This is a genomic window from Streptosporangium sp. NBC_01469 (assembly GCF_036227305.1).
Taxonomy (GTDB): Bacteria; Actinomycetota; Actinomycetes; order Streptosporangiales; family Streptosporangiaceae; genus Streptosporangium.
Genome location: NZ_CP109465.1, coordinates 7855225 through 7877590, shown reverse-complemented (window position 1 = coordinate 7877590; position 22366 = coordinate 7855225). Strand labels below are relative to the sequence as shown.

At 71.7% G+C, this 22366-nt stretch carries 19 protein-coding genes and 1 pseudogene; 10 read left to right on the top strand and 10 right to left on the bottom strand.

Going from position 1 to position 22366, the window contains the following annotated elements:
• Positions 1-204: 204 nt before the first annotated feature.
• The gene (locus tag OG587_RS34410; protein WP_329082762.1) at positions 205-1179 is read right to left on the bottom strand and encodes a helix-turn-helix transcriptional regulator; all 975 of its coding nucleotides are present in this window, start codon (positions 1177-1179) and stop codon (positions 205-207) included.
• 130 nt (positions 1180-1309) lie between these two features.
• Between OG587_RS34410 and OG587_RS34405 the strand changes: the two genes are divergently transcribed.
• Together OG587_RS34405 and OG587_RS47370 are read left to right on the top strand one after the other, a co-directional pair.
• Positions 1310-1705, top strand: a complete 396-nt coding sequence (locus tag OG587_RS34405; protein WP_329094096.1) for a RidA family protein — start codon at positions 1310-1312, stop codon at positions 1703-1705.
• A gap of 77 nt (positions 1706-1782) precedes the next feature.
• A pseudogene (locus OG587_RS47370) lies at positions 1783-2010 on the top strand (DUF488 family protein); the annotation flags it as partial.
• A gap of 17 nt (positions 2011-2027) precedes the next feature.
• Here the strand turns inward: OG587_RS47370 and OG587_RS34400 are convergent.
• The 3 genes from OG587_RS34400 to OG587_RS34390 form a co-directional block, all read right to left on the bottom strand.
• Positions 2028-3374, bottom strand: coding sequence for a cation:proton antiporter (locus OG587_RS34400; protein ID WP_329082759.1), 1347 nt, complete (start codon positions 3372-3374; stop codon positions 2028-2030).
• A gap of 265 nt (positions 3375-3639) precedes the next feature.
• On the bottom strand, positions 3640-4722 hold the full coding sequence (locus OG587_RS34395) for a hypothetical protein (protein WP_329082757.1): 1083 nt from the start codon (positions 4720-4722) through the stop codon (positions 3640-3642).
• A 170-nt stretch (positions 4723-4892) separates the two neighbouring features.
• A complete protein-coding gene (locus OG587_RS34390; RefSeq protein ID WP_329082755.1) occupies positions 4893-5453 on the bottom strand; it encodes a TetR/AcrR family transcriptional regulator in 561 nt (186 codons plus the stop codon).
• A gap of 92 nt (positions 5454-5545) precedes the next feature.
• On the opposite strand from OG587_RS34390, the gene OG587_RS34385 reads away from it, so the two are divergent.
• The 5 genes from OG587_RS34385 (at position 5546) to OG587_RS34365 (ending at position 9924) form a co-directional block, all read left to right on the top strand.
• A complete protein-coding gene (locus OG587_RS34385) occupies positions 5546-6805 on the top strand; it encodes an MFS transporter (RefSeq protein WP_329082753.1) in 1260 nt (419 codons plus the stop codon).
• Positions 6806-6854: 49 nt separating this feature from the next.
• On the top strand, positions 6855-7691 hold the full coding sequence (locus tag OG587_RS34380; protein ID WP_329082751.1) for an aldo/keto reductase: 837 nt from the start codon (positions 6855-6857) through the stop codon (positions 7689-7691).
• Between the two features lie 61 nt (positions 7692-7752).
• Entirely contained in the window at positions 7753-7989 is a 237-nt protein-coding gene (locus OG587_RS34375; protein ID WP_329082749.1) for a hypothetical protein, read from the top strand.
• 434 nt (positions 7990-8423) lie between these two features.
• Positions 8424-8852: an RrF2 family transcriptional regulator gene (locus OG587_RS34370; RefSeq protein WP_329082747.1), complete on the top strand. Its 429-nt coding sequence runs from the start codon at positions 8424-8426 to the stop codon at positions 8850-8852.
• A 127-nt stretch (positions 8853-8979) separates the two neighbouring features.
• Complete coding sequence (locus OG587_RS34365) at positions 8980-9924, top strand: sulfite exporter TauE/SafE family protein (RefSeq protein WP_329082745.1); 945 nt, start codon at positions 8980-8982, stop codon at positions 9922-9924.
• 238 nt (positions 9925-10162) lie between these two features.
• On the opposite strand, the gene OG587_RS34360 is transcribed toward OG587_RS34365, so the two are convergent.
• A complete protein-coding gene (locus OG587_RS34360) occupies positions 10163-11590 on the bottom strand; it encodes an Ig-like domain-containing protein (protein WP_329082743.1) in 1428 nt (475 codons plus the stop codon).
• Between the two features lie 273 nt (positions 11591-11863).
• On the opposite strand from OG587_RS34360, the gene OG587_RS34355 reads away from it, so the two are divergent.
• A complete protein-coding gene (locus OG587_RS34355; protein ID WP_329082741.1) occupies positions 11864-11995 on the top strand; it encodes a hypothetical protein in 132 nt (43 codons plus the stop codon).
• A gap of 176 nt (positions 11996-12171) precedes the next feature.
• On the opposite strand, the gene OG587_RS34350 is transcribed toward OG587_RS34355, so the two are convergent.
• From OG587_RS34350 to OG587_RS34335, 4 genes are all read right to left on the bottom strand, one after another.
• Complete coding sequence (locus tag OG587_RS34350; protein WP_329082740.1) at positions 12172-13242, bottom strand: s-methyl-5-thioribose-1-phosphate isomerase; 1071 nt, start codon at positions 13240-13242, stop codon at positions 12172-12174.
• 237 nt (positions 13243-13479) lie between these two features.
• A complete protein-coding gene (locus tag OG587_RS34345) occupies positions 13480-14064 on the bottom strand; it encodes a DUF305 domain-containing protein (protein ID WP_329082738.1) in 585 nt (194 codons plus the stop codon).
• Between the two features lie 404 nt (positions 14065-14468).
• On the bottom strand, positions 14469-16409 hold the full coding sequence (locus tag OG587_RS34340; protein ID WP_329082736.1) for an ABC transporter ATP-binding protein: 1941 nt from the start codon (positions 16407-16409) through the stop codon (positions 14469-14471).
• The gene (locus OG587_RS34335; protein ID WP_329082734.1) at positions 16406-18118 is read right to left on the bottom strand and encodes an ABC transporter ATP-binding protein; all 1713 of its coding nucleotides are present in this window, start codon (positions 18116-18118) and stop codon (positions 16406-16408) included. Before OG587_RS34335 ends, OG587_RS34340 begins: the two co-directional genes overlap by 4 nt.
• A gap of 561 nt (positions 18119-18679) precedes the next feature.
• On the opposite strand from OG587_RS34335, the gene OG587_RS34330 reads away from it, so the two are divergent.
• On the top strand, positions 18680-19486 hold the full coding sequence (locus OG587_RS34330) for a UTRA domain-containing protein (protein ID WP_329082732.1): 807 nt from the start codon (positions 18680-18682) through the stop codon (positions 19484-19486).
• Between the two features lie 419 nt (positions 19487-19905).
• The gene (locus OG587_RS34325) at positions 19906-21162 is read left to right on the top strand and encodes an MFS transporter (RefSeq protein ID WP_329082731.1); all 1257 of its coding nucleotides are present in this window, start codon (positions 19906-19908) and stop codon (positions 21160-21162) included.
• Between the two features lie 237 nt (positions 21163-21399).
• On the opposite strand, the gene OG587_RS34320 is transcribed toward OG587_RS34325, so the two are convergent.
• Complete coding sequence (locus OG587_RS34320) at positions 21400-22362, bottom strand: endonuclease/exonuclease/phosphatase family protein (RefSeq protein WP_329082729.1); 963 nt, start codon at positions 22360-22362, stop codon at positions 21400-21402.
• Between the last annotated feature and the right edge of the window lie 4 nt (positions 22363-22366).

The following is a 22366-nucleotide window of genomic DNA, read 5'->3' as shown; positions in this document are numbered from 1 at the left end:
GCGGGGCGTCCCCTCAGGGCGTCGCGCCCCCGGGCCACGATGAGGTCGACGGCCTTGACCTCGTCGATGTCGCGGGCGGCGGCCAGCGCGTTCTTGGCCGCGTCGTAGGCGTCCAGGGCCCGGTGCCAGTTGACGTCGTCCCCGCCCTCGCCCTCGTCGGCCAGGCGGTCGATCTCCTCGCCCAGTCGTGGAAGGCGACGGCTCTCAGGATGACACTCCGTAGCGGGTGGCGATCGCGGCGGCGCGGCTGCGCAGGGAGTCGCGCAACCACTGCGGTGCCAGGGCTTCCGCGTTCGTGGCGAGCTGCCACAGCGCCCATTCGGCGTGCCTCGGATCTTGGAAGGTCACCTCCAGCCGCAGCCAGCCGTCTGAGTCGGCCTCTTCGGCGCGGACGGCCAGCGCGGTGCCCAGCAGGTCCTCCCGCCGCGCCGGGTCCACCCGTACCAGCACGGAGACCTGGTCGCCGCCGGCCCGAAACCGCGTGCTGCGTTCCTGCCAGGCCCGGTCCAGATCGACCCGGTCTGGTCGCTGCGCGGGTTCGGTGAGTTCCTCGGCGGCCAAGACCCGGGACAGCCGGTAGGTGCGGTCCGCGCCAGACCTCGTGGCCAGCAAGTAGCCCCGGTCACGTATGGTGACCAGGCCGATCGGGTCCACCGTGCGCCACTTCGGGGTCTGGTCCACAGCCGCGTAGTGGATCCGCAGCCTGTGTCCGGCGAACACCGCGCGCAGGACCTCGGCCGCTATGGCGTCGGGCACCTCCTCATCGACCAGCCGACGCGAGAGGAGGTCGGTCTCCGGGTCGATGAGCAATCGCTCGGCCGCGCCGGCCGCGGTGTCCCGATAGCTTTCGGGTAGCGCGTCAACCACCTTGAGCATCGCCGAAGCGAGCGCCGAGCCGAGGCCGAATGCCTGCGCGCCGCGCCGCGATCCGGCGACCAGCAGGGCAAGGGCTTCGTCGGGATTCAGCCCGGTGAGCTCGGTCCGGAAACCGGGCAACAACGCGAAACCGCCGTGCCGGCCGCGTTCGGCGTAGACCGGGACGCCGGCTGCGGACAGCGCCTCGATGTCGCGCAGCACGGTGCGGGTGGACACCTCCAGCTCGCGGGCGAGCGTCGCCGCTGACAGCCGACCGTACTGCCGCAGCAGCAGCACCAGCGAGACCAACCGGTCGGCGCGCATGCGAGAACTTTAACCGGAATATACGACACAAGATGTCGTGATTGGTTGGGAGGCTCATCAACGCGACCAAAAGGCTACCGAGCCGATCGACATACGTGATGTCGACGAATCGAATGGAGCGAATGTGGCGATGCAGCGAACGGCGGTCAACCCGTGGGCGTGGTCGACGGAGCTGGGGTACAACCAGGGTGAGATCGTCTCCGGGCACACCCGGACCCTGTACGTCTCCGGGCAGACCGCGATGAGCGGCGACGGCAAGCCCCAGCATGCCGATGACATGGCGGCGCAGTTGGCGCTGAGCCTCGACAACGTGGAGGCCGTGCTCGGCGAGGCCGGCATGTCCCTCGCGAACCTCGTCCGGCTCAACGTCTACACCACCGACGTCGATCGCCTCTTCCAGCACTACGGCGTGCTGGCGTCGCGGTTGGGCGCCGCCAGGGTGGCACCGTCCACCACGATGCTCGGAGTGACACGGCTGGCGATCCCCGACCTGATGGTCGAGCTCGAGGGGACCGCCGTCGCGTGATGCGACCTCGCCGCCTCCGGCAGGGCTGCCGGAGGCGGCACCATCAGCAGGCAGGTGGGTGATTTCCGGTGCTCAGAATGGTGACAATCGGCGTCTACGGTTTCGACGGCGAGTCCTTTCCGCAACGGCTGCGGCAGGCGGACGTCCGTCTGCTGCTCGACGTACGTCAGCGCCGTGGTGTCCGTGGATCCGAGTACGCCTGGGCGAACTCACTCCGGCTGCAGGCGGCCCTCGCTCATGCCGGGATCGCTTACGAGCACCACCCCGAGCTCGCTCCGACCACCGAGTTACGCCGGCTCGACCACGATCCACAGAACACGCCCTACAGCGGTTCCGAGTTGTTCGCCGGGGACTGCTTCGCCCAGGCGAGCTGCTCGTTCCCGCGCAGCTCCTCCTCGGCGGTCTGCTCCACCCTGGCCATGGCCCAGCGCAGGATCGGTGGCGCCATGAGCGAGGTCACGATCGCCACCAGCACGATGATCGTGTAGACCTCGATGCTGAGGATGCCCAGCCGCAGGCCCACCATGGCCACGACCACCTCGATCACGCCCCGCGCGTTGAGCCCCGCGCCCAGCGCCAGCGCCTCCCACCGGTTGAGCTTGCTGGCGCGCGCTCCCGCGTACGCCCCGACGAACTTGCCGATGATCGCCACGGCCAGGATGCCGAGCCCGGCGAGCAGGACCATCGGGTCGGTCAGGGAGGTCAGGTCCATGCGCAGCCCGGCGGTGGCGAAGAAGATCGGCGCGAATCCGGAGAGCACCACCGTGCGCAGCGGGGCGAGCCGCGCCGGGTAGACGCCGCCCGCGGAGCCGATCAGGATGCCGCACACGAAGGCGCCGAAGACGGCCTCCAGCCCCATCGCGTGCGTGGCGGCCGCGGCGAGCAGGATCAGCACGGCCGCGGTCGCGACGGACGAGCCGGGGTCCTCGCCCCGGGAGGTGAGCCGAAACGCGTGCCGTACCAGCGGACGGCCCAGGGTGAGCGCGAAGACCACGACCGCCAGCAGGCAGGCGAGCGAGATCAGCACGTTCCCGGCGCGCAGGCCGGTGGTGGCCATGGCCGACACGATCGACAGCATGAACCAGCCGAACGCGTCGTCGATCATTCCCGCGGCCAGCGTGAGCTGCCCGACGTTGCGGTGGAGCAGCCCCATGTCCATGAGGGTCTTGGCGATGACCGGGATGGCGCTGACGCACATCGCGACGCCGAGGAAGAGCGCGAAGACCAGCGTCTCCGTTCCGGCGGGAACGAGCGTGGCCGGGAGCAGGAAGCCGGCGCCGATGCCGAACGCGAGCGGCACCAGCAGCCCGCCGGCGCTGACACCGGCGGCCGTGGCGCCCCGGCGCCGGATCAGCCCCATGTCCATGTGGATTCCGGTGATGCCGACGAGCAGCAGCACGCCGATCTGCCCCACCGCGTCGAGCAGGTGGAACTGGGCGCTGTCCTGCGGGAACAGCCAGGTGGACAGGCCCGGCGCGACATGCGCGAGGAACGACGGGCCCAGGAGCACGCCGACGAACAACTTGCCGACGACGGCGGGCATGCCGAGCCGCCTGGCGAGGCGACCGAAGACGAGGGCGAGCAGCAGGAGCAGCCCGACCTGGAGTAAGAAGATCAGTAGTTGGTGCGCGGCGATCGGCGCCACCGGCGCCGCGAGCGGGATGAGCACGACAGACCCCTTCGGTCTCTCACAAGGCACCACCCTGTCTCCCCAGTCAGGACGGTACGACGTAGAGCCTGACAAGACGAAGATCGGCAATCAATTCTTGAAGAGTCGCCTGAAATATGCGTCGTCACGTGTGTCGCATGTCCTGTGGGGGACATCACACGGCCAATCGCGTTTCACCTGTGGAAATCGGCGGAGGCGAGGGAAACCGGGAGGCGTCGCCGGAGCGGGGAGTCCCGCCTCGGCCGGGAGGGGCGCGGCCCCGCGCTCAGGCCCCCCGCCGGGCCGCGGAGTGGATCGGTGCCGAGTGCCCGTCTCCCGTCCGCGCCGATCGGGCCGCGACCTCGCGGTCCGCGGGACGCGCCCAGCAGGTGACCGCGGGGGTGGGCCCGTCGGGAGCGTCGCCCCGGAAGATCATCTTCAGGATGCCGGGGAGCTCGCCGGTGCGGTCCAGGCCGAGGTCGTGCACCAGCACCGTCGCGGGCCGCGTCCGGGCGACGGCGTCGGCCAGCCCGACGAGCCCGGTAGGGGAGCCGGCGGACGGCGGCGACGTCAGGGCGAGGAACCAGGCGCCCACGTCACCGACGAACCGCGCGAGCCGTGCCCCGTCCACGGCGCGTGTCACGCCGTCGCCCGCGGGGGAGCCGGGGAACACCAGCTCGCCACGGTCGCCGGCGAGCCGGCCCGCGCCCACGAAATGGACCACGTCCACCGGCCTTCCCGCCAGTGCCGCCCCGATCCAGTTGAGCCACGGGTCACCGGGACGCGGGGCCAGGGCCACCGGCGGGTCGTGGACCACGACGCCGGGACGGCCCGCCACGAGCCCGCGTACCCGCCCCGCGCAGTCCCGGCCGGTGAACACGTGCACGCTCGCCCGGTGGCCGGTGCCGTCGTGCCACTGCTCGGCGAGGTCCGCCAGGTCGGGCGCGAACACGGGACCGCCGGCGCAGAGCACCACCCGCGGCCGGTCGCCGGGCGTCGGCGGGCGCGGCGTGAGGTACGGCGTGCGCAGGACGGTCCTGGCCAGCGACGTCGACAGCAGCCGTTCCCAGGGAAGCAGGTGCAGGTGGCCGCGCGGCTGCCGGACGTCGAGCCAGAGCCGGGGGGTCCCGTCGCTCCCGCCCGCCTCCAGTGCCCCGCCGACCGCGCGCAGGACCTCCCCCGGCACGGTGAACCCGTCGTCGGGGAGCTCGCCGGCCGGTGTTCCCTCGCCCGGTACGCCGAACAGCCGGGCGGGCCAGGACGCGCTCCACCGCCGTCCCGGGTCCCGATGCGGCACCTCCAGGGTCACCCTGTGCCGGCCCGCGGACCTCTTCTCCAGTCGCACGCGCAGCGTGGGCGCCTCCTCCATGACCACTTCCTTACCGGGGAGAGGGATGCTGGTTCTCCACCGGGACGGGACGCGCCTCAGGGGGTTCGTGTCTTGTCGTGAACGGCTCGCCACGAACGGCTCCTTCGCCCGGTAGGGCGATGATGGACCGTGCGGGGCGCGGGATACCTGAGTAGCCCCCTACTCAACCGTCATCGGGGGCCCAGCAGGGTGTCGACCAGGGCGCGGCCGTATCCGGGCGCGAGGGAGTCGCTGATGAACAGGACCCGGTACATCATCGGCGCGAGCACGTGGTCCAGCACCGCGTCCAGCGCGGGCACGTCCTCGCCGCGCCCGGCGGCGCGGGTGAGGACGGCCTCGATCTGGCTGCTGGCGTACGCGCAGCACTGCCCGGTGCTCCTGCCGCCGCCGTCGCCGGCGACCACGTCGCGGGCGACCGCGCGCCCGGTGGGGGAGGACATCTCCTCCAGCCACTCCTCGGCCCATGCCGCGAGGTCGTCGCGCAGGTTCCCGAGGTCGGTCGGGGGGCCGTCGGGCCGCATGTGTTCCAGGGCGACATCGGCCAGCAGCTCCTGCAGGTCACCCCACCTGCGGTAGACGGTCGAGGGGGTCACGCCCGCGCGGGCGGCCACCAGGGGCACGGTCAGGTCGGCGCGGTCGCGCTCGGTCAGAAGTTGCCGGACCGCGTCGTGGACGGCCTGCTGCACCCGCGCGCTCCGGCCCCCGGTGCGAACCGCCTGCCTCGTACCCATGAGCCGATCTTAACGCAAAATATTTGCTTCAGTGGCCCCAGGTGTGTACGTTGCTAACGCAAATCCTTTGCTTTAAAGCTTCGGGAGTTCCCATGCCCTCCGCGTCCCCTGCGTCCGCTGTCTCTCCCACGTCCCCCGCGACGTCGACGTCGCCCGCCCGCCGGGTCCGCCTGGGGAGCGGCGCGGCCGCGGTGCTCCTGGCGGTGACCCTGACGACGTTCATGGCCGCCGCCAGCGCGCCCACCCCGCTGTACGCGGTGTACCAGGGGTACTGGGGCTTCTCCTCCAGCGTCCTGACCGCGGTCTTCGCCGTCTACGCCGTCAGCCTGCTGATGGCCCTGCTCACCGTCGGCTCCCTGTCGGACCACGTCGGGCGCCGCCCGGTGATCCTCGGGGCGGTCGCGCTCGAAACGGTCGCGATGGCGATCTTCGCCTCCGCCGACGGGGTGCCCGCCCTGGTGGTCGCGCGCGTCCTGCAGGGCTTCGCCACCGGGGCCGCGACCGGGGCGCTGGGAGCGGGCCTGCTGGACGCCGACCGGACACGCGGCCCGCTGATCAACAGCGTGGCCCCCGCCCTGGGCCTGGCGGCGGGCGGCCTGGGATCGAGCCTGCTCGTGCAGTACCTGCCCGCGCCGACGCGGACGGTGTTCGTCGTCCTGATCGTCGCGTTCGTGCTGCAGGGCGCCGCGATCCTCCTCCTGCCGGAGTCCGCCGGTCGCCGGGCGGGCGCGCTGGCCTCGCTGCGCCCGCACGTCAGCGTGCCCGCCGGGGCGCGCAGGGTCCTGCTGATGGTCACCCCGATCACCGTGGCCGGGTGGGCGCTCGGCGGGTTCTACCTGTCCCTGGGGCCGTCCCTGGCCCGCGGCGTCACCGGCTCGAAGTCGATCGTGGTGGGCGGGCTGCTGGTCTCCGCGCTGACCTTCAGTGGAACCGTCGCGATTCTCGCCATGCGGGCGGTCCCCGCCCTGCGCGCCATGCGCGTGGCCTCCGTGCTGCTGGCCCTCGGGGTGATCGTGACGCTGCTCGGCGTGAACACCGGCTCGGGAGTGCTGTTCTTCGCGGGTACGGTTGTCGCCGGACTGGGCTTCGGCACGGGCTTCCAGGGCGCCGCGCGCACCCTGCTGCCGGCGGCGGCCCCGCACGAGCGGGCCGGGCTGATGGCCGCCTTTTACATCGTCAGCTACCTCGCCATGAGCATCCCCGCCACCGTCGCCGGGATCGCCGCGGGCCACCTACCCCTCACCGAGCTCACCACGTACTACGGGATCGTCCTCGCCGCCCTGGCCCTGGCGGCTCTGGCCGGGACGTTCCTCGTCCGCGACCGTCTCCCCGTGGCGGCGCGCCCGGCGTGACCGCTCCCCGGCGGCGGCCAGGCGGGGCCGCCGTGGAAGGCTGTCCACCATGACTGTTCTGGACATCCCAACGGTGAAGCTGGTCAACGGCGCGGACATCCCGCAGGTCGGCCTGGGCACATGGCCCATGTCGGACGAGGAGGCGGAGGTCGCGGTGGCCGATGCCGTCGAGATGGGCTACCGGCTGGTGGACACCGCCTACGCGTACGGCAACGAGACCGGGGTGGGGCGCGGGCTGCGGGCGAGTGGCGTGCCGAGGGAGGAGCTGTTCGTCACCACCAAGCTGAACGGCGAGTGGCACGGGTACGACGCCGCGCAGGAGGCGTACCAGGCCAGCCTGGACCGGCTCGGCCTCGACCACGCCGACCTCTACCTGATCCACTGGCCGCTGCCGCGCGAGGACCGCTACGTGGAGGCGTGGAAGGGCATGGTCAAGCTGCTGCGGGACGGCCGGGTGCGGGCGATCGGCGTGTCGAACTTCAAACCGGCCCACATCGACCGGCTGCTGGCCGAGACCGGCGTGGTGCCCGACGTGAACCAGATCCAGCTCAACCCGTTCTTCACCCGTGACGAGCCCCGCGCCTACGACGCCGAGCACGGGATCGCCACCCAGTCCTGGGGGCCCCTCGGGCAGGGAGGCGACCTGCTGGAACAGCCGGTCGTCACGGCCGCCGCCGAGCGGCACGGCAGGACCCCCGCCCAGATCGTGCTGCGCTGGCACATCGAGCTCGGCCTGATCACCGTGCCGAAGTCGTCCAGCCCAGAGCGGATGCGGGCCAACGCCGACGTCTTCGGCTTCACCCTCACCCCAGCGGAGGTCGCGGAGCTGTCCTCCCTCGACCGGGGCGAGGCCGCGGCGACCGACTCCGACTCGGTCGGCCACTGACCTCTCCCGGGAAGTCGTCCGGCGGAACGGCCCGCGGAGCCGAGCCCGGTCACGGGTGAGGATGTCAGCCCTCCGCCTGTGCCCGGCCCTCCTCAGCCAGATGCCGTACGCGAGCAGCAGGCGAGCCCGCGCCACCGGCCAGGAGGTCTACGTCGTCAAGGCCGACGCCGACGTCCTGGGCAAGTCCGTGAGCGCCATCCAGGAGCCCGCGGCCCCGTGTGTCTGCGGCCCGAGCGCGGAGAAGGCCGACGGGCGGCCCCAGACGGTCAGCGCCGCGGCGAGCACCGGCTGCTGCTGAGAGATCGCCCTCGCCTCGCTGCGGCGTGCGCCCCGCCGGGTCGCACGCCGCAGCGGCAGGGGGCGCCGGCAGGACGAACACCGCCGCCGCCGCCCACGACGCCCGGCTGCCGCGCCGCCTCCGCCTCCACGGCGAACGCCTTCGACGGCCTCCGCCCCGGTTCCGGCCCTCCGGTTTCACGCTTCACGGCGAACGCCTCCGGCCGTCCCCGCGCCGGTTCGGGCCCCCACCTGCGAGAACACGCGCGCCCCGGGAGTGCGTACCCCTGACGCGGGGTCGTCCGCGCGCCCGGAGGGATGAGTGGAGCTCTCGCCGGCATGCCTGACCGCGAGAATAATTCACAGTTAACCTATAGAGATAGTAGATTTAATCGAGACCGGCCCACATGAGGCCATCGGTCAGAGGCAGAGGCGCACCGTCGGGGGGACTTTCGGATGCACATCACGGCCCGGAGCGACTACGCCATAAGAGCGATGCTGGTCATCGCGCTGAGCGATCCCGCCCCGGTCAAGTCGGAGACGATGGCCCAGGCGCAGGAGATACCGGCGAGTTTTCTGCGCGGCATCCTGACCGATCTGCGCCGCGCCGACCTCGTTTTCGCCCAGCGGGGTCACGAGGGAGGCTTCACGCTCACCCGGCCGCCCGTCGACATCTCGGTCGGGGACGTCCTGCGCGCCGTCGCGGGCGAGCTGACCTCGGTGAGGGGGCTGCCGACCAGCGACGTGGCGTACTTCGGGGAGGCGGTGCGGTTGCGTACCGTGTGGCTGAACATCGAGACCTCCATAAGCGCCATCGTCGACACCGTCAGCCTGGCCGCTCTCCTGTCGCCGGTGGCCGAGGCGGGCAGGCGACGCAGGGGCTGACCCTGCACGTGGGATGAAGATTCCCATACCTTGAGACGCCTTGCTCGAAACGTGACTTGACGCGGCCTTGGCATTCAATCACCATAATTCCTATCAACAGAGTAGGAAAAACAGGAAGGGGGGCGTTGTGCGTGCGCTCATCCTCTTAGGCCTGGTCGGCTTCGCGGCACAGCTCGTCGACGGCAGCCTCGGCATGGCCTACGGTGTCACCTCGACGACGCTGCTCCTGGCCATCGGCACCAACCCCGCTGCCGCCTCGGCCACCGTTCACCTCGCCGAGATCGGCACCACCCTCGCCTCCGGCATCTCCCACTGGCGTTTCAACAACATCGACTGGAAAGTCGTCGCCAAGATCGGTGTTCCCGGCGCCGTCGGCGCGTTCGCGGGAGCGACCTTCCTGTCCGGCCTCTCCACCGAGGTCGCGGCCCCGGTCATGTCGATCATCCTGCTCGTGCTGGGTCTCTACGTCCTGATCCGGTTCACGGCCTTCGGTCTCCCGCGCGGCAACCTGGGCAAGCCGCTGCGCAAGCGTTTCCTCGCGCCTCTCGGCCTGGTCGCCGGATTCGTCGACGCCACCGGTGGCGGCGGCTGGGGCCCGGTCGGCACCCCGGCGATCCTCGCCAGCGGACGCCTGGCGCCGCGCAAGGTGATCGGTTCCATCGACGCCAGCGAGTTCCTGGTCGCCATCGCCGCCAGCATCGGCTTCTTCATCGGCATCGGCTCCGAGAACATCAACTTCTCCTGGGTCGCCGTCCTGCTGATCGGTGGCGTCATCGCCGCCCCCATCGCAGCCTGGCTGGTCCGCCACATCCCGCCGCGCATCCTGGGCTCCGCCGTCGGTGGTGTCATCATCCTGACCAACGTCCGGACCCTGCTGCGCAGCGACTGGATCGACGCCTCCAGCGGCGTCCAGACCATCGCCTACATCGCCATCGCCGTCATCTGGGCCGCCGCCATCGCCTACTCGGTCCGCGAGTACCGCCGCGACCGCGACAACGAGACGGTCGAGGCGATCGAGGAGGAGGAGAGGCGCCGCGCCGCGGAGCAGGAGACCGCCGGCACTGCCAGCTGATCCCGACGGCGCCCTCCGGGTGCGCCGTACGCACGAAGGCCCCTCTCGCTTCGGCGAGAGGGGCCTTCGTGCCGTGTACGGCAGGAGCCCTGCCGCTCGTCCCGTTCCTGTCCGCTTCCGTCCGGCCGGTTTCCGGCCGGGTGCCGCGTGTGACGGTCAGGGACCCGGGCGGTCGCGGGGCGGCGGTCGGTCGGGCCGCGGTGCGCCCCCTCGGGGTTCCGCCCTCACCTGCTTCTGGTCATGGGCGCTTGGTCATGGGCAGGCAGGGCGGCGTCTGGAACATCACACCGTCCAGGAAGTTGCCGGCCGTCGGGGTGCCGCCCGCGGCCGACACCGAGTCGAAGGCGAACCGTGTGATGGTCTGCCCCGGAGGTACGACGTACACCCCGGTGTACTGGCGCCAGGCGGTGTCGTCGTCGGAGATGTCCGGGGAGGAGGCTCCGGCGGGGATCTGGGCCACGGTCGCGCCCGGTGCGCCGATGAGCACCCGCATCACGTCGGTACCGAGGCGGCCTCGGTGATACAGCGACCAGGTCATCGGCGTTCCCGGAACGGTGGGTACGTCCTGGTAGAGCGTGGAGACCTGGTTGGCGTTGAGCTCGGCGAACTGCTGGCCGTCGGCCGCCGGGACCCCGCTCGCGCCGCCCCGCCAGAACTCCAGCTTGTTGTCGGTGGCGGTGGTACGCCAGCCGACACCCGGGTTGACGGAGGCGTCGGAGATGGACCAGTCGATCGTGGCCACGGGCGGCGCCTCGAAGCTGCCGTTGACCAGGTTGACCGGTGCGTAGGCGCAGGTGACGGTGACCGTGACCGTGGCGGTGCTGGTTCCGCAGGCGGTGGTGACGGTGTAGGTGAAGGTGTCGGTGCCGCCGAGGCCCGCGGCGGGTGTGTAGACCACGTTGCCGCCGGAGATCGTCGCGGTGCCGTTGGCAGGCTGGGTGACGCCGCTGATCGTCGGTGCGGTCGCGGTGTCGTTGGTCAGGACGGGCACGCTGACGGCCGTGCCCTGCTTGGTGGTGACGGTGTCGTCGGCGGCCCTGGTGGGCGAGATGGACTGCCCGTCGGCGATCTGGATCGGCGGGGCGGGCGTGTTGTTCCCGAGCTGGCCCGGAGCGGCGATGACGCTGCTGATCCCGGTCGGCCGGATGGTCATGGCGCCCCCGACGGTGCCCTGCCTGACCTGGAAGGTGATGACCTTCGGGGACGGGTCGGTCTTGGTACCCGACGAGGCGATCGTCAGGGTGGTGCCGCTGATGGTGCCGGCCCCCGACTGGCCGACGACGTCGGCGTAGGCCAGCAGTGACGACAGGTCCCACGTGGTCGTGTAGCTCCTGACCAGCAACGGCCACTGGGCCGTGCGGTGCGCCAGCGTGAGGGTGAAGGTACCGCCCGGCGTTATCTGCCCGCCCCACAGGGATGGGGAGGTGTTGACCGAGACCGACCCGTTGCCCAGCCTCATGCCGAGCACGTTCTTCCAGTAGTAGTCCACGGGGTAGGTCGTCTGCCCCGGCCGGACACAGGGCGTGGCGGCTCCCGTGACAGCCTGCCGTGCGGTGGTGGCGGTGTGCGCACCGGTGTCGGCCACCGCCGGCGTCCCCGGTGCGGCCAGTAGTGCCAGCAGGGCGCAGGTCAACGCGACGAGCGCGGATCTCGATCGTTGTGACACCAACGCTGAACTCCCATTCTGTCGTGAGGGATGTCCTCGTAGATCAACTTCACAGCGCACACTACTCTCTGTGGTCGATCTGTCACGCCAGGTGTGCGAGTGGTCCCCGTGTCGCATCCCGGGTGTGCCCGTGATCGCCGGAAGTGTCTGGGGGACCTCGTCCGTGATCGCGCTCGGCGCCGAACGTGCCCACTGTTCCGCTCGTTTCACGATGTGCCGTCCCGTGGTGGAGGCTCGTCGCGCGGTCCGGGGGCGGGTCGCCGGGTGCCCGCCGTGCGGGAGGGCGTCGTGCGCGGGTGCCAGGGACACGCCGTCCAGCAGACGATCGTCCGCGCCTTCGGGCTGAGACGGGCGCGAGCGGCACTCCCCGTCATGCGCGAGCGGCACTGCCCGTCACGCGCGTGACGGGCAGTGCTGTTTGTCAGGCGCGAGCGGCACCGCCGTCACAGGCGGGTGATGTCGCTCGTCATGCGCGAGCGGCACCGCCCGTCAGAAGCGGGCGGTGCTGTTCGTCATGCGCGGGCGGCATCGCCCGTCACGGGCGGGCGATGCCGTCCGTCATGGGCGGGTGGTGTCGCCCGTCACGGGCGGGCGGTGCCGTTCGGCGCCCCGGAACGCCCCACGGGCCCGAAGTGCTCCGACACGCGGTCGGCGGGATAGGCGCCGTGCTCGGTCACGATCCGCGTCACCAGGTGCGGCGGCGTGGCGTCGAAGGCGGGGTAGTGGCCGGTCACGCCCTCGCCCGCGGTGCGCCTCCCCAGAACGTGCAGGACCTCGTCGCCGTTCCGCTGCTCGATGACGACGTCGTCGATACCCGGAGCCTGCGGATCGGGCGCCGGGATCACCACGTAGTACGGGACGTCGAAGGCGCGGGCGGCCAGCGCCACCCCGAGCGTGCCGACCTTGTTCACCACGTGCCCGTCCATCGTCACCCGGTCCGCCGCGGTCAGTGCCACGTCGGCGAGCCCGTCGGACAGTACCGAGGCGACCATCCCGTCGGTGATGAGGGTGGGACGGTAACCCATCTCCACCAGCGTCGGCGCGGTCAGCCGCGCCCCCTGCAGATAGGGCCGGGTCTCGGTGCAGATGAACTCCAGCCGCTTGCCCGCCTCCTGCGCGGCCTCGACGGTGGCTATCAGGTAGGCGTCGGCCCAGCAGTGGGTGAGGACGCGGGCGCCGTCGTCGAGCAGCGCCGCCGCGTGCCTGCCCATGGCCGCGCTGCTCGCCAGGTAGGCCGCGTCGTGCTCGGCCGCCGCCCGGGTCACGGCCTCCACCAGCTCGTCCCCGTACGCCTCGGGCAGTGGCCCGTCCACCGTGGCGGCCAGGACGGTCTCGACGGCGTCGCGGATGTGGTTGTTCGTGGGCCGGGTCGCGATGAGCCGGTCGCCCGCCTTGCGCAGCCGCGCCGCAGCCAGGCCCGGCGGCTCGCCCCGCGCCTCACGGGCGGCCAGCGTCATCCCGGCGGTCGCCGCGAACGAGGGGCCGGTGCTCTGCGTGACCATCCGCTCGATGGCCACCGCGACCTCCTCGCTGGTGGCACAGCGCACCCAGCGGTGCTCGAAGGGATAGACGCGGCGGTCGAGTATTTCCACGGCGTCCTCGGTGATCCGGACGGAGTCCGCGAGGACAGGGCGCCTTCCGGGCGTGCTCATGAGACCTCCAGCGGGGGATCGGGCGGTCTGCCGCCGCTCTGCTCGCCACACCGGGCGCCGCTTGGCGTCACCGCCATCACCGCGACCCGGTTGTGCCTCGCGCTTATGCCCCTTTTTGGGGGCTTCGTATCCCCGGATGACGGGTCGCTCCCGGACGGCCCGCCGTCCGAGTGAACGACGACCCGGAGTGGACTCCGAGTGGACGCCGAGTCGACTCGGCCACCAGCCGGAGATGACTCAGGCGAGCTTCTTGCCGATCTCGGTGATCTGGGCGCGCTGCTCGGTGACCATCTTCTCCGCCAGCTGGGTGGTGGGCCGGTGCCTGCCCAGCGCGATCGCGACCTGGGCCATCTGGACACCGCTGTTGAGGTGCTTGCCCAGCACGCTCAGCCACAGCTTGTCGAAGGCGGCACCCGACCGTCCCTCCAGGGAGGAGATCTGGGTGGCGGACAGCATGCCCGGCATGTTGTGCGCGGCGTGGTCGCCCTCCGCCGGTACCTCGACCTTCCACGACCGCAGCCAGCCGGACATCAGGTCGATGTCGGCGGACTCCTTCTTCTTGATCTTCGCGGCGAGGTCGCGCACGTACGGGCTCTCGCTCCGGCCGGCCACCAGGTCGGCGAGCTGGATCGTCTGGCGATGGTGCGGAATCATCTCCTGGGAGAAACGGACGTCCGCGTCGGCCCGATCACCGGCCAGTCCCACCGCCTGGATGGGGGTTCCGGTGGTCACGGCCGCTGACGAGCACCCGGCGACCAGTATGGCGGAGACCAGCAAGGTGGCGGTCAGGGACCGTCGTTTGCGCGACCGCCGGGTGCTCATCGAAATCACTGCCCCTTTCCTGCGGGTGGGAAGGACCATTCGTGCCGTTCCGTCCTGAGATACGCGGGCACCGTTCCCGGGGTTCAGGGTCCGTCGTAAATCGCGTGCCGGATTCCGGACGCCGGATCGCGGCCCGGGAGGTGCTCGGTTTCGGACGTGCTCCGGCTCGGGAGGTGCTCGGTTCCGGATGTGTTCCGGCTCGGGACGGGCCCCGATTCCCGGACGCGCTCTGTTTCGGATGTGCTCCGGTTCGGGGTGTGCTCCGGCCCGGCCATGCCCCGGTTCCCGGGCACCCGTTCGCCGACGGGCCGGCCCCGCGCCGCCCTGATGGGAGGCGACGCGGGGCCGGGACCTGGCGGGCGCGGGAACGCGGGAGTACGGAGCGTCCCCGGCCGCCGGGTGGGTCAGCCGGGGACGTCGCGGTGGTCGGAGATGCTGTCGAGCCAGGCGCGGTGCAGGTCGGCGTAGCGGCCCGCCCGCCCGACGAGCTCGCCGGGCGGACCGTCCTCCATGATCCTGCCGCCGTCCATCACCAGCACCCGGTCGGCGATCTCGACGGTCGACAGGCGGTGCGCGATGATCAGAGCCGTCCGCTCCGCCAGGATCGTCCGCATCGCCCGCTGCACCAGCCGCTCGCTGGAGACGTCCAGGCTGGACGTCGCCTCGTCGAGGATCAGCACCGCCGGGTCGGCCAGGAACGCCCTGGCGAACGCCACCAGCTGCCGCTGCCCGGCCGACAGCCGGCCGCCGTGCTTGCCGACCTGGGTGTCGTACCCCTCGGGAAGCGCGGAGACGAACGCGTCGGCGCCGATCGAGCGGGCCGCCGCCACGACGTCGGCCATGCTCGCGCCCGGCCGGCCGAACCTGATGTTGTCCGCCACCGAACCGCTGAACAGGAAGTTCTCCTGGGTGACCAGGACCACCGCGGCGTGCCGCGACTCCTCGCCGAGGTCGCGCAGGTCGACCCCGTCCAGCAGCACCCGCCCGGCCACCGGGTCGTAGAACCTGGAGACCAGCTTGGCCAGCGTGGTCTTGCCCGCCCCGGTGGTGCCGACCAGCGCCACGGTCTGCCCGGCGGGGACCACCAGGTCCAGCCCGGGCAACACCGGGGTGCCGTCCAGGTAGGAGAACTCCACGCCCTGGAACTCGATTCTCCCGCGTGGCCGCTCCAGCGTCACCGGGTCGCCGGGCTCGGCCACCACGGGACGCTCCTGCAGCACGCCGGAGAGCTTCTCCAACGCGGCCCCGGCGGACTGGAACGTGTTATAAAATTGGCTGATCTCCTGCATCGGCTCGTAGAACTGGCGCAGGTAGAGCAGGAAGGCGGCCAGCACGCCCACCGTGACCTCGTCCTGGATCGCCAGCGTGCCCCCGTAGAGGAGGACGGCCGCGATCGTCACGTTCCCGATCAGCTTGACGCCCGGTGAGAAGATCGCGATCAGGTGCATGCTCCGCCGGTTGGCGTCGCGGTAGTCGACGTTCAGCTGGGAGAAGATCTCCTGGTTGCGCGGCTCCCCGCGGAACGCCTGGACCGCGCGCATGCCGGCCATCGACTCCACGAAGTGGACGATCACCAGGGCCACGGTCTCCCGGGTCCTGCGGTAGATGATGCTCGACTGCCGCCGGAACCAGCCGGTGAACAGCATCAGGACCGGCAGCGGCAGCAGCGCGACCACGCCGAGGTGGACGTCCAGGACGAGCAGCAGGACCGCCGTGCCGACCAGTGTCAGTACGGCGGTGACGAGGTCGTCGAAACCCGACTGCAGCATCTCGGAGATGGCGTCGATGTCGGAGGTGAGCCGGGAGACGACCCGGCCCGAGGTGTAGTCCTCGTGGAACGACAGCGACAGCCTCTGGAAGTGGACGAACACCCGCCGCCGCAGCTCCAGCAGGATGCTCTGGCCGATGCGCCCGGCCATCCTGAGGAATATCCGCCGGGTCACCAGCTGGACGGCCGCCGCCGCCAGGATCGCCGCGACGACCGTCACCAGCGTCCGCGGTCCCGCACCGGCCACCATCGGCGGGATGCCCGCGTCGATGCCCACCCCTACCAGGTAGGGGATGGAGAGCGAGGCGACGTTGCAGGTCACGATGATCGCGACAAGCAGGATGATCTCCCTGCGGTACGGGCGCAGCAGGTCGCCGAGCAGCCGCCTGGACCTGTCGCGCAGCAGGAACGACACCTGCGCCGACAGCTCGTCCTGGTTCTCCGCCGCGACCCCCCGCCACTCCCGGGACCCGTTCGCGGCCTCGGCGCCGGAAGGGTCCGTGGCGGCGGGTCCTGAAGGTCCGGTGGCGGGTTCGGCGGGCCCGGAAGGTTCGGTGGAAGGTTCGGACACGCTCACAGCCGCGCCTCCTCGGCGTCCGGGTCCGCCGACAGCAGCGCGCGGTACTCGGGCACGCTCGCCATGAGCTCGTGGTGCTCGCCGACGTGCGCGATCGTGCCGTCGAGCAGCAGGGCCACCCTGTCGGCGAGGAGTACGGTGGAGGCCCGGTGGGCGACGACGATCCCGGTCGCCTCGCGCAGCACGTGCCGGAGCGCCTCCTCCACCAGGGCCTCGGTCTCGACGTCCAGGGCCGACAACGTGTCGTCCAGCACGAGGATTCTGGGACGGCTGAGAACCGCCCGCGCCAGCGCGAGCCGCTGGCGCTGGCCACCGGACAGGGACATGCCCTGCTCGCCGATCCGGGTCTCCAGCCCCCACGGCAGCGCGTGGACGAACCCGGCCTGGGCGATCCGCAGCGCCTCCGCGATCTCCTCCTCGCTCGCGTCGTGCCGCCCCAGCGTGAGGTTCTCCCTCACGCTCATCGAGAACAGCGTCGGTTCCTCGAAGGCCGTGGCGACCATCGAGCGCAGCGTGGGCAGCGGCAGGTCGCGGACGTCGACCCCGTCGATCGTGACCCGGCCCGTGCCGACGTCGTGCAGTCGCGGCACCAGGGAGGTCAGCGTGGTCTTGCCGGAACCCGTCGCGCCCACGACCGCCACGGTCTCTCCCGGCCGTACCTCCAGCCAGACGTCGCGGAGCACCGGGTCCTCGTCGCCGGGGAAGGTGAAGCCCGCCCCCTCGAAGCGCAGGTGCCCCCGGGGCCGTTCGATCACGCCGGTGCCCCCGACGATCTCCGGTTCGGTGTCGAGCACCTCCATCACCCGGTCCGCCGCGGTCATCGCCTCCTGGCCCATCGTCAGGATGAAGCCGAGCGCGGAGACGGGCCAGACCAGCTGCAGCATCAGGGTGGCGAAGGCCACCAGCGTGCCCAGCGTCAGCGTGCCGGAGCCGACCGCCAGGGCGCCGAGCAGCAGCACGAGCGCGAGGGTGATGTTCGGGATCACCTCGAGGAAGGTGAAGAACCTGGCCGACAGACGGACCTTCTCCATCGAGGTTCGGTAGACCTTCAGCGCTCCTTCCTCGAAGACCCCGGAGACGTACGGCCCTCGGCCGAACGCCTTGATGGTACGGATGCCGGCCGCCGACTCCTCGACGACCGTGGCGAGGTCGCCCTGCTCGTCCTGGACCCGGCGGGAGATGGTGATGTACCTGCGCTCGAAGCGCAGGGTGGTGATCACGATCGGCACCGCCGAGGCGACGACCAGCAGCCCGAGCGGCCAGTACATGTGGAGCAGCAGCCCGGTCACCGTCACGATCTGGACGGTGGTCAGCACGAGGAAGAGCAGGCCGAAGCCGAGGAAGCGCCGGATCGTCGACAGGTCGGTCGTCGCCCGCGACAGCAGCTGGCCCGACTGCCAGGAGGCGTGGAATCCCATCGGCAGCCGCTGCAGATGGCCGTAGAGGTCGTCGCGGATGCTGGTCTCCAGGCCGAGGACGGCGGCGGCCAGCAGCCACCGCCTCAGGAAGACGAGCAAAGCCTCGATCACGCCCAGTCCCAGGGCGAGCAGTGCGAGGGGTGCCACGGCCCCGGTGTCGCCCCGGGCGACGGGGCCGTCGATGATCTCCCTGCCGATCAGCGGGATGGTGATGCCGATCGCGACCGCGGCGAAGGACAGCACCCAGATGGCGACCAGGCGGGTGACGTACGGGCGGAGGTAGGACTTCAACCGCCACAGGGAGCCCGCCCCGGCACGGCGCGCGGGGAGGGGCCGCGAGGCCGGGGATGTCGAGGATGTCGAGGACGTCGAGGACGCTGTGTCGGTGGCCAGGGTGTCTGTGTTGTCTGTATTGTCTGCGTTGTTGGCACTGGCTGTGGTGGTTCCGGTGTCAGGGGGCATCGGCAGGCGGCACGCTCCTCACGGTGTTCTGACGGGGTGAGAGCCGTCCGGGGCATGGCAGGCCGGAACGCCATCCCCTCTCAGCCGGTCTCACCCGTGCCACCGCTCCCGGTGGGCGCCCCGTCGGATCACCGCCACCCGCGTGACACGGGCGACCATCCAGTTTCCGCACCCGGGTACGGCGTCGGCAACTGATTTGACGGTCGGCATGATGTGACCTCCAGGCCAGAGTGCCCGTTGACCACGGATCCTCTTCCGGAGTAAACGGTTCGAGTTCCGGGACGGGCGCGGGCGACGGCCTTTCCGGCCCGCTGGGACGGGCATTGTCGCAGCGCCGTAATAGGGGGGCTAAAATGCCCGGTGGTGTCGAGCGCGAGGAGGCGGCCCCCGATGGACCTGAAGACGCTGCACGATGTTTCCGAGCTGAGCGACCCTATCGAGCGCGCGCTGGTTTTGAGCCGTCTCATGGCCGAGGAGCAGGAGCTTGTCGCGGAGGCGGCGAAGATGCGTCGCCAGGCGATCGCCGAGGCCCGTGACTCCGGGATGAGCCTGGAGGACATAGGGTCCCGCCTGGGTGTGTCCCCGGGCCGCATCTCCCAGATGAGGAAGGGGCCGGCGGCGCGTGCCCCTGAGGGACCCGCGGTCCGCGCGCCGAGGGTCCTGGTACGGCGGGCGCTGCCGACCGACCCCGCCGTGCGGGCTTCCGCGTCCCTGTTCCTCGCCGAGGCGGAGAGGCAGGGCGTCACGCCGGGCCGCAGAATGCTCTACGTGGGCCCGGAGCCGGCCGGTGAACACGTGGCCGCCTGCCTGCGCGTCGAACCGGGCGCCGAGGTGATCGCCCGCCGGAAGATGATGACGGCCGACGGGATCCCGGTGCGCGTCGCCACCAGTTACTTCCGGGCGGACCTGTTCGGGGGGACCCGCCTCGCCGAGCCCGGGTTCGTCGAACCGTCACTCCAGTCGGCGCTGATCGCCCTCGGCCACACCTTCGGCCACGCCGAGGAGAACCTGACGGCCCGCCCGCCGACGTCCTTCGAGTACGAGACCCTGGAGCTCGAACCGGGGGAGTGGGTCGTCCAGGTCCTGCGCGCGAGCTACTCCGACGAGGACACGCCCGTTCACGTCCTGGAGACCATCTGCGCCGCGAACAGGCACGTCTTCCCGATCGGCCAGGTCTCCGGGCACGACGAGTTCTGACCGGCCCCGGCCGATTTTCCACCCGGCCGGTTTCCTGCCCGGCCGGAGCCGGTCATGTCCGGACGGACGGACGGACGGAGACGGGGCGGGCCCGGCCGCGCGCCGCGCGCCGTGCCCGCGACATCCGCGACGGCGAGAGCACGACGCCGCGCCTGCGGCTGGAGGTGTCCCGCCCGGAGAAGCCCGGAGCGCCTCCGCCCCGGCCACACGGCATGCGCGATGTCCCGGGGAAGCCCGGAGCAGGCCGGAGACGAGGGCCGGGAAAAAGGGGAGGTCGTAGTGGACGCGGCGGTTGTAGGGTCTGCGGTATGACCTGGCGACATTGATCCTCAACGATCGGTCGGTCCGGCGCGAGCTGCCGTGGACCTCCGGAGATGCCGAGCATCCCGAGTCCGCACAGTCCCCGCGAGAAGGACCTCATGACCACTTCTTTTTCCCGTGCGCCCGAAGGGCGTGCGAAGCGCCTGGCCGCGACGCTCTACGCCTACACCCTCCTTGATGAGTTCGTCCTGTTCTACCCGTTCTACGCGTTGCTGTTCGTCGATACGGGTCTGTCGACCGCCGAGATCTCCTCGCTCCTGGTGATCTGGTCGGTCACCTCCGTCGTGCTGGAGGTTCCCTCGGGGGTGTGGGCCGACGCCGTCTCGCGGCGCGCGCTGCTCGCCCTGGCGCCGCTGCTCGCCGCCGTCGGCTTCGGCCTGTGGGGCGCGGCCCCCTCCTACTGGGTGTTCGCCGTGGGCTTCGTGCTGTGGGGCGCCTCGGGAGCGCTGCAGTCGGGCGCACTGGAGGCGCTGGTCTACACCGAGCTCGACCACCTGGGCGCGGCCGGCCGCTATGCCGCGATCATGGGCCGTGCCCGCGCGGTCGGCACGGGCGCGGCCATGGTGTCCATGGCCGTGGCCGCCCCGGTGTTCGCCGTGGGCGGCTACTCGCTGGTCGCCGCGGGCAGCGTCCTGGCGTGTGTGCTCGCCGCGGTGGCCGCGCTGGCCTTTCCCGAGCATCGCGTAAGCCCCGGCAGGGAAGCCGAGGCGGCCGGTGAGGGGGAGACGCCGGAGGGCGGCTACGCCGCGATCCTGCGCGAGGGGCTACGGGCGGCGCGTGCCGACCGGTCGACGCGCCGGGCGCTGCTGCTGGTACCGGCGGTGACGGCCCTGTGGGGGTCGCTGGAGGAGTACACCCCGCTGCTCGCGATCGGCACCGGCGTCGCCACGCACGTCGTGCCGCTCCTGGTGCTTCTGGTCTCCGTGGGCATCGCGGCCGGTGGCCTGCTCGCGGCGGCCGGGCGGAGCTTCACGGACCGGGAGTTCGCCGCGCTCCTCGCGTTCGGGGCGCTGGCGCTCGGCGCGGGCGCGGTCAGCGGTGTCGCGGCGGGGTTCGTCGCCCTCGCGGTGGCCTTCTGCGTCTTCCAGATGGCGAGCGTGCTGGCCGACGTGCGGCTGCAGGAGAGCATCACGGGCCCGGCCCGCGCCACCGTGACCTCGCTGGCCGGGGTGGGCACCGAAGTGGGCGCCGTCCTCGTCTACGGCGGTTACGCCGCGGCCTCGGCGCTGACCGGTCACGCCGCGATCTTCACCGCCTCCGCGGTGCCGTACGCCGTCCTCGCCCTGGTCCTGTTCCTCGGCGGGTCCCGCTCGCGGAGGGCCGAGACCGTCCGGGCCCCGCTCGGCGATCCGTGAGGCGTGAGGCGGGCCGGTCGGGTCGGTCGGTTCGGGCCGGTCCTGGCTGATCGGCCCGAACCGGTGAGGGGCGGGCCCCGCGCCGGCCGGAGCCCGCCCCTACCGGCCCGTGCGAGTGGTCCCGGCCGGAGCCCGCCCTTTCACTGGCCCGTGCGGGCGGTCCCGGCCGGAGCCCGCCTCTTCACCGGCCCGTGCGGGCGGTCCCGGCCGGGGTCGGCGTGGCGGATCGAGCCGGGTTCAGCGCTTCGTGAAGCGGGGCAGGCCCAGCTCGGAGAAGACCGGGCGGTGGTCGGTGTCCGGGAGGTGGTGGACGCCGAAGGTCCTGATCGCCATGCGCGAGTCGGCGAATATGTGGTCGATGGTCACGCCGGGGACGGGCTCCCAGCCCTGCTGCGGCCAGGTGGCCGTCAGGCCGTGCCCGGTGACGTCGGCCGCGTCGCGGTAGCCGCTGTCGAGCAGGTCGCGCACCAGCCGGTGGTCGAGGGTGGCGTTGAAGTCCCCGGCGAGAACCCGCAGCTGCCCGCCCGCCCTGGGCAGCGCCCGCAGTCCCTGCTCCCAGCACGGCACCCTGTCGCCGTACCGGGGCGCGCAGGGGTGGACCGAGACGACCTCGATCTCGTGGCCGCTCGGGTGCCTGATCACCCCTCGCGCCTGCCGGAACCTGCCCAGCGCGATCAGTGGCCTCTCGGTGACGGGGTGCTTGGAGTAGATGCCCGAGCCCCACACCCCGTCGACCGCGCGGTCCACGACGTGGGGCATGCGCTCGCGCAACCCGGCCGCCTCCAGACGGTCGCGCGCGGCCGGGGTGACCTCCTGGAGGGCCAGCACGTCCGGGTCGAGGGAGCGCACGAGCCTCATCAGGACGTCGGTGTCGCCCGCGCCGACGGCGAGGTTCGCGGCGAGCACCCGCAGCCGCCCCCCGTCGGCGGCGGGCCGGTCGCCGTCGCCGAAGTAGCGGGGGAGCACGGTCGTCGCCAGCACCGCGCTCGTGACCAGGGCGAGGGCCGCGGCCGCCCAGCGGCGCAGGCCCAGGGCGAGGAGCAGCGGGATCGCCGAGGCCGCCGCCACGTACGGCGTGAACGCCACCAGGGCGACCCACTGCCAGACGGGGGTCCACCCGCCGGCCCTGAGCAGCGCCCAGGCCGCGAAGGGCAGCACCGCCGACCAGACCAGCAGGCTCACCCATCTCGATCTGATCATGCAC

Coding starts and splice junctions, on each gene's coding strand:
- OG587_RS34410 (WP_329082762.1), bottom strand. CDS start 1,179: ATGCGCGCCGACCGGTTGGTCTCGCTGGTGCTGCTGCTGCGGCAGTAC.
- OG587_RS34345 (WP_329082738.1), bottom strand. CDS start 14,064: ATGAGCACCCGGCGGTCGCGCAAACGACGGTCCCTGACCGCCACCTTG.
- OG587_RS34325 (WP_329082731.1), top strand. CDS start 19,906: ATGACCACTTCTTTTTCCCGTGCGCCCGAAGGGCGTGCGAAGCGCCTG.
- OG587_RS34380 (WP_329082751.1), top strand. CDS start 6,855: ATGACTGTTCTGGACATCCCAACGGTGAAGCTGGTCAACGGCGCGGAC.
- OG587_RS34350 (WP_329082740.1), bottom strand. CDS start 13,242: ATGAGCACGCCCGGAAGGCGCCCTGTCCTCGCGGACTCCGTCCGGATC.
- OG587_RS34405 (WP_329094096.1), top strand. CDS start 1,310: ATGCAGCGAACGGCGGTCAACCCGTGGGCGTGGTCGACGGAGCTGGGG.
- OG587_RS34330 (WP_329082732.1), top strand. CDS start 18,680: ATGGACCTGAAGACGCTGCACGATGTTTCCGAGCTGAGCGACCCTATC.
- OG587_RS34385 (WP_329082753.1), top strand. CDS start 5,546: ATGCCCTCCGCGTCCCCTGCGTCCGCTGTCTCTCCCACGTCCCCCGCG.
- OG587_RS34395 (WP_329082757.1), bottom strand. CDS start 4,722: ATGGAGGAGGCGCCCACGCTGCGCGTGCGACTGGAGAAGAGGTCCGCG.
- OG587_RS34370 (WP_329082747.1), top strand. CDS start 8,424: ATGCACATCACGGCCCGGAGCGACTACGCCATAAGAGCGATGCTGGTC.
- OG587_RS34390 (WP_329082755.1), bottom strand. CDS start 5,453: ATGGGTACGAGGCAGGCGGTTCGCACCGGGGGCCGGAGCGCGCGGGTG.
- OG587_RS34320 (WP_329082729.1), bottom strand. CDS start 22,362: ATGATCAGATCGAGATGGGTGAGCCTGCTGGTCTGGTCGGCGGTGCTG.
- OG587_RS34375 (WP_329082749.1), top strand. CDS start 7,753: ATGTCAGCCCTCCGCCTGTGCCCGGCCCTCCTCAGCCAGATGCCGTAC.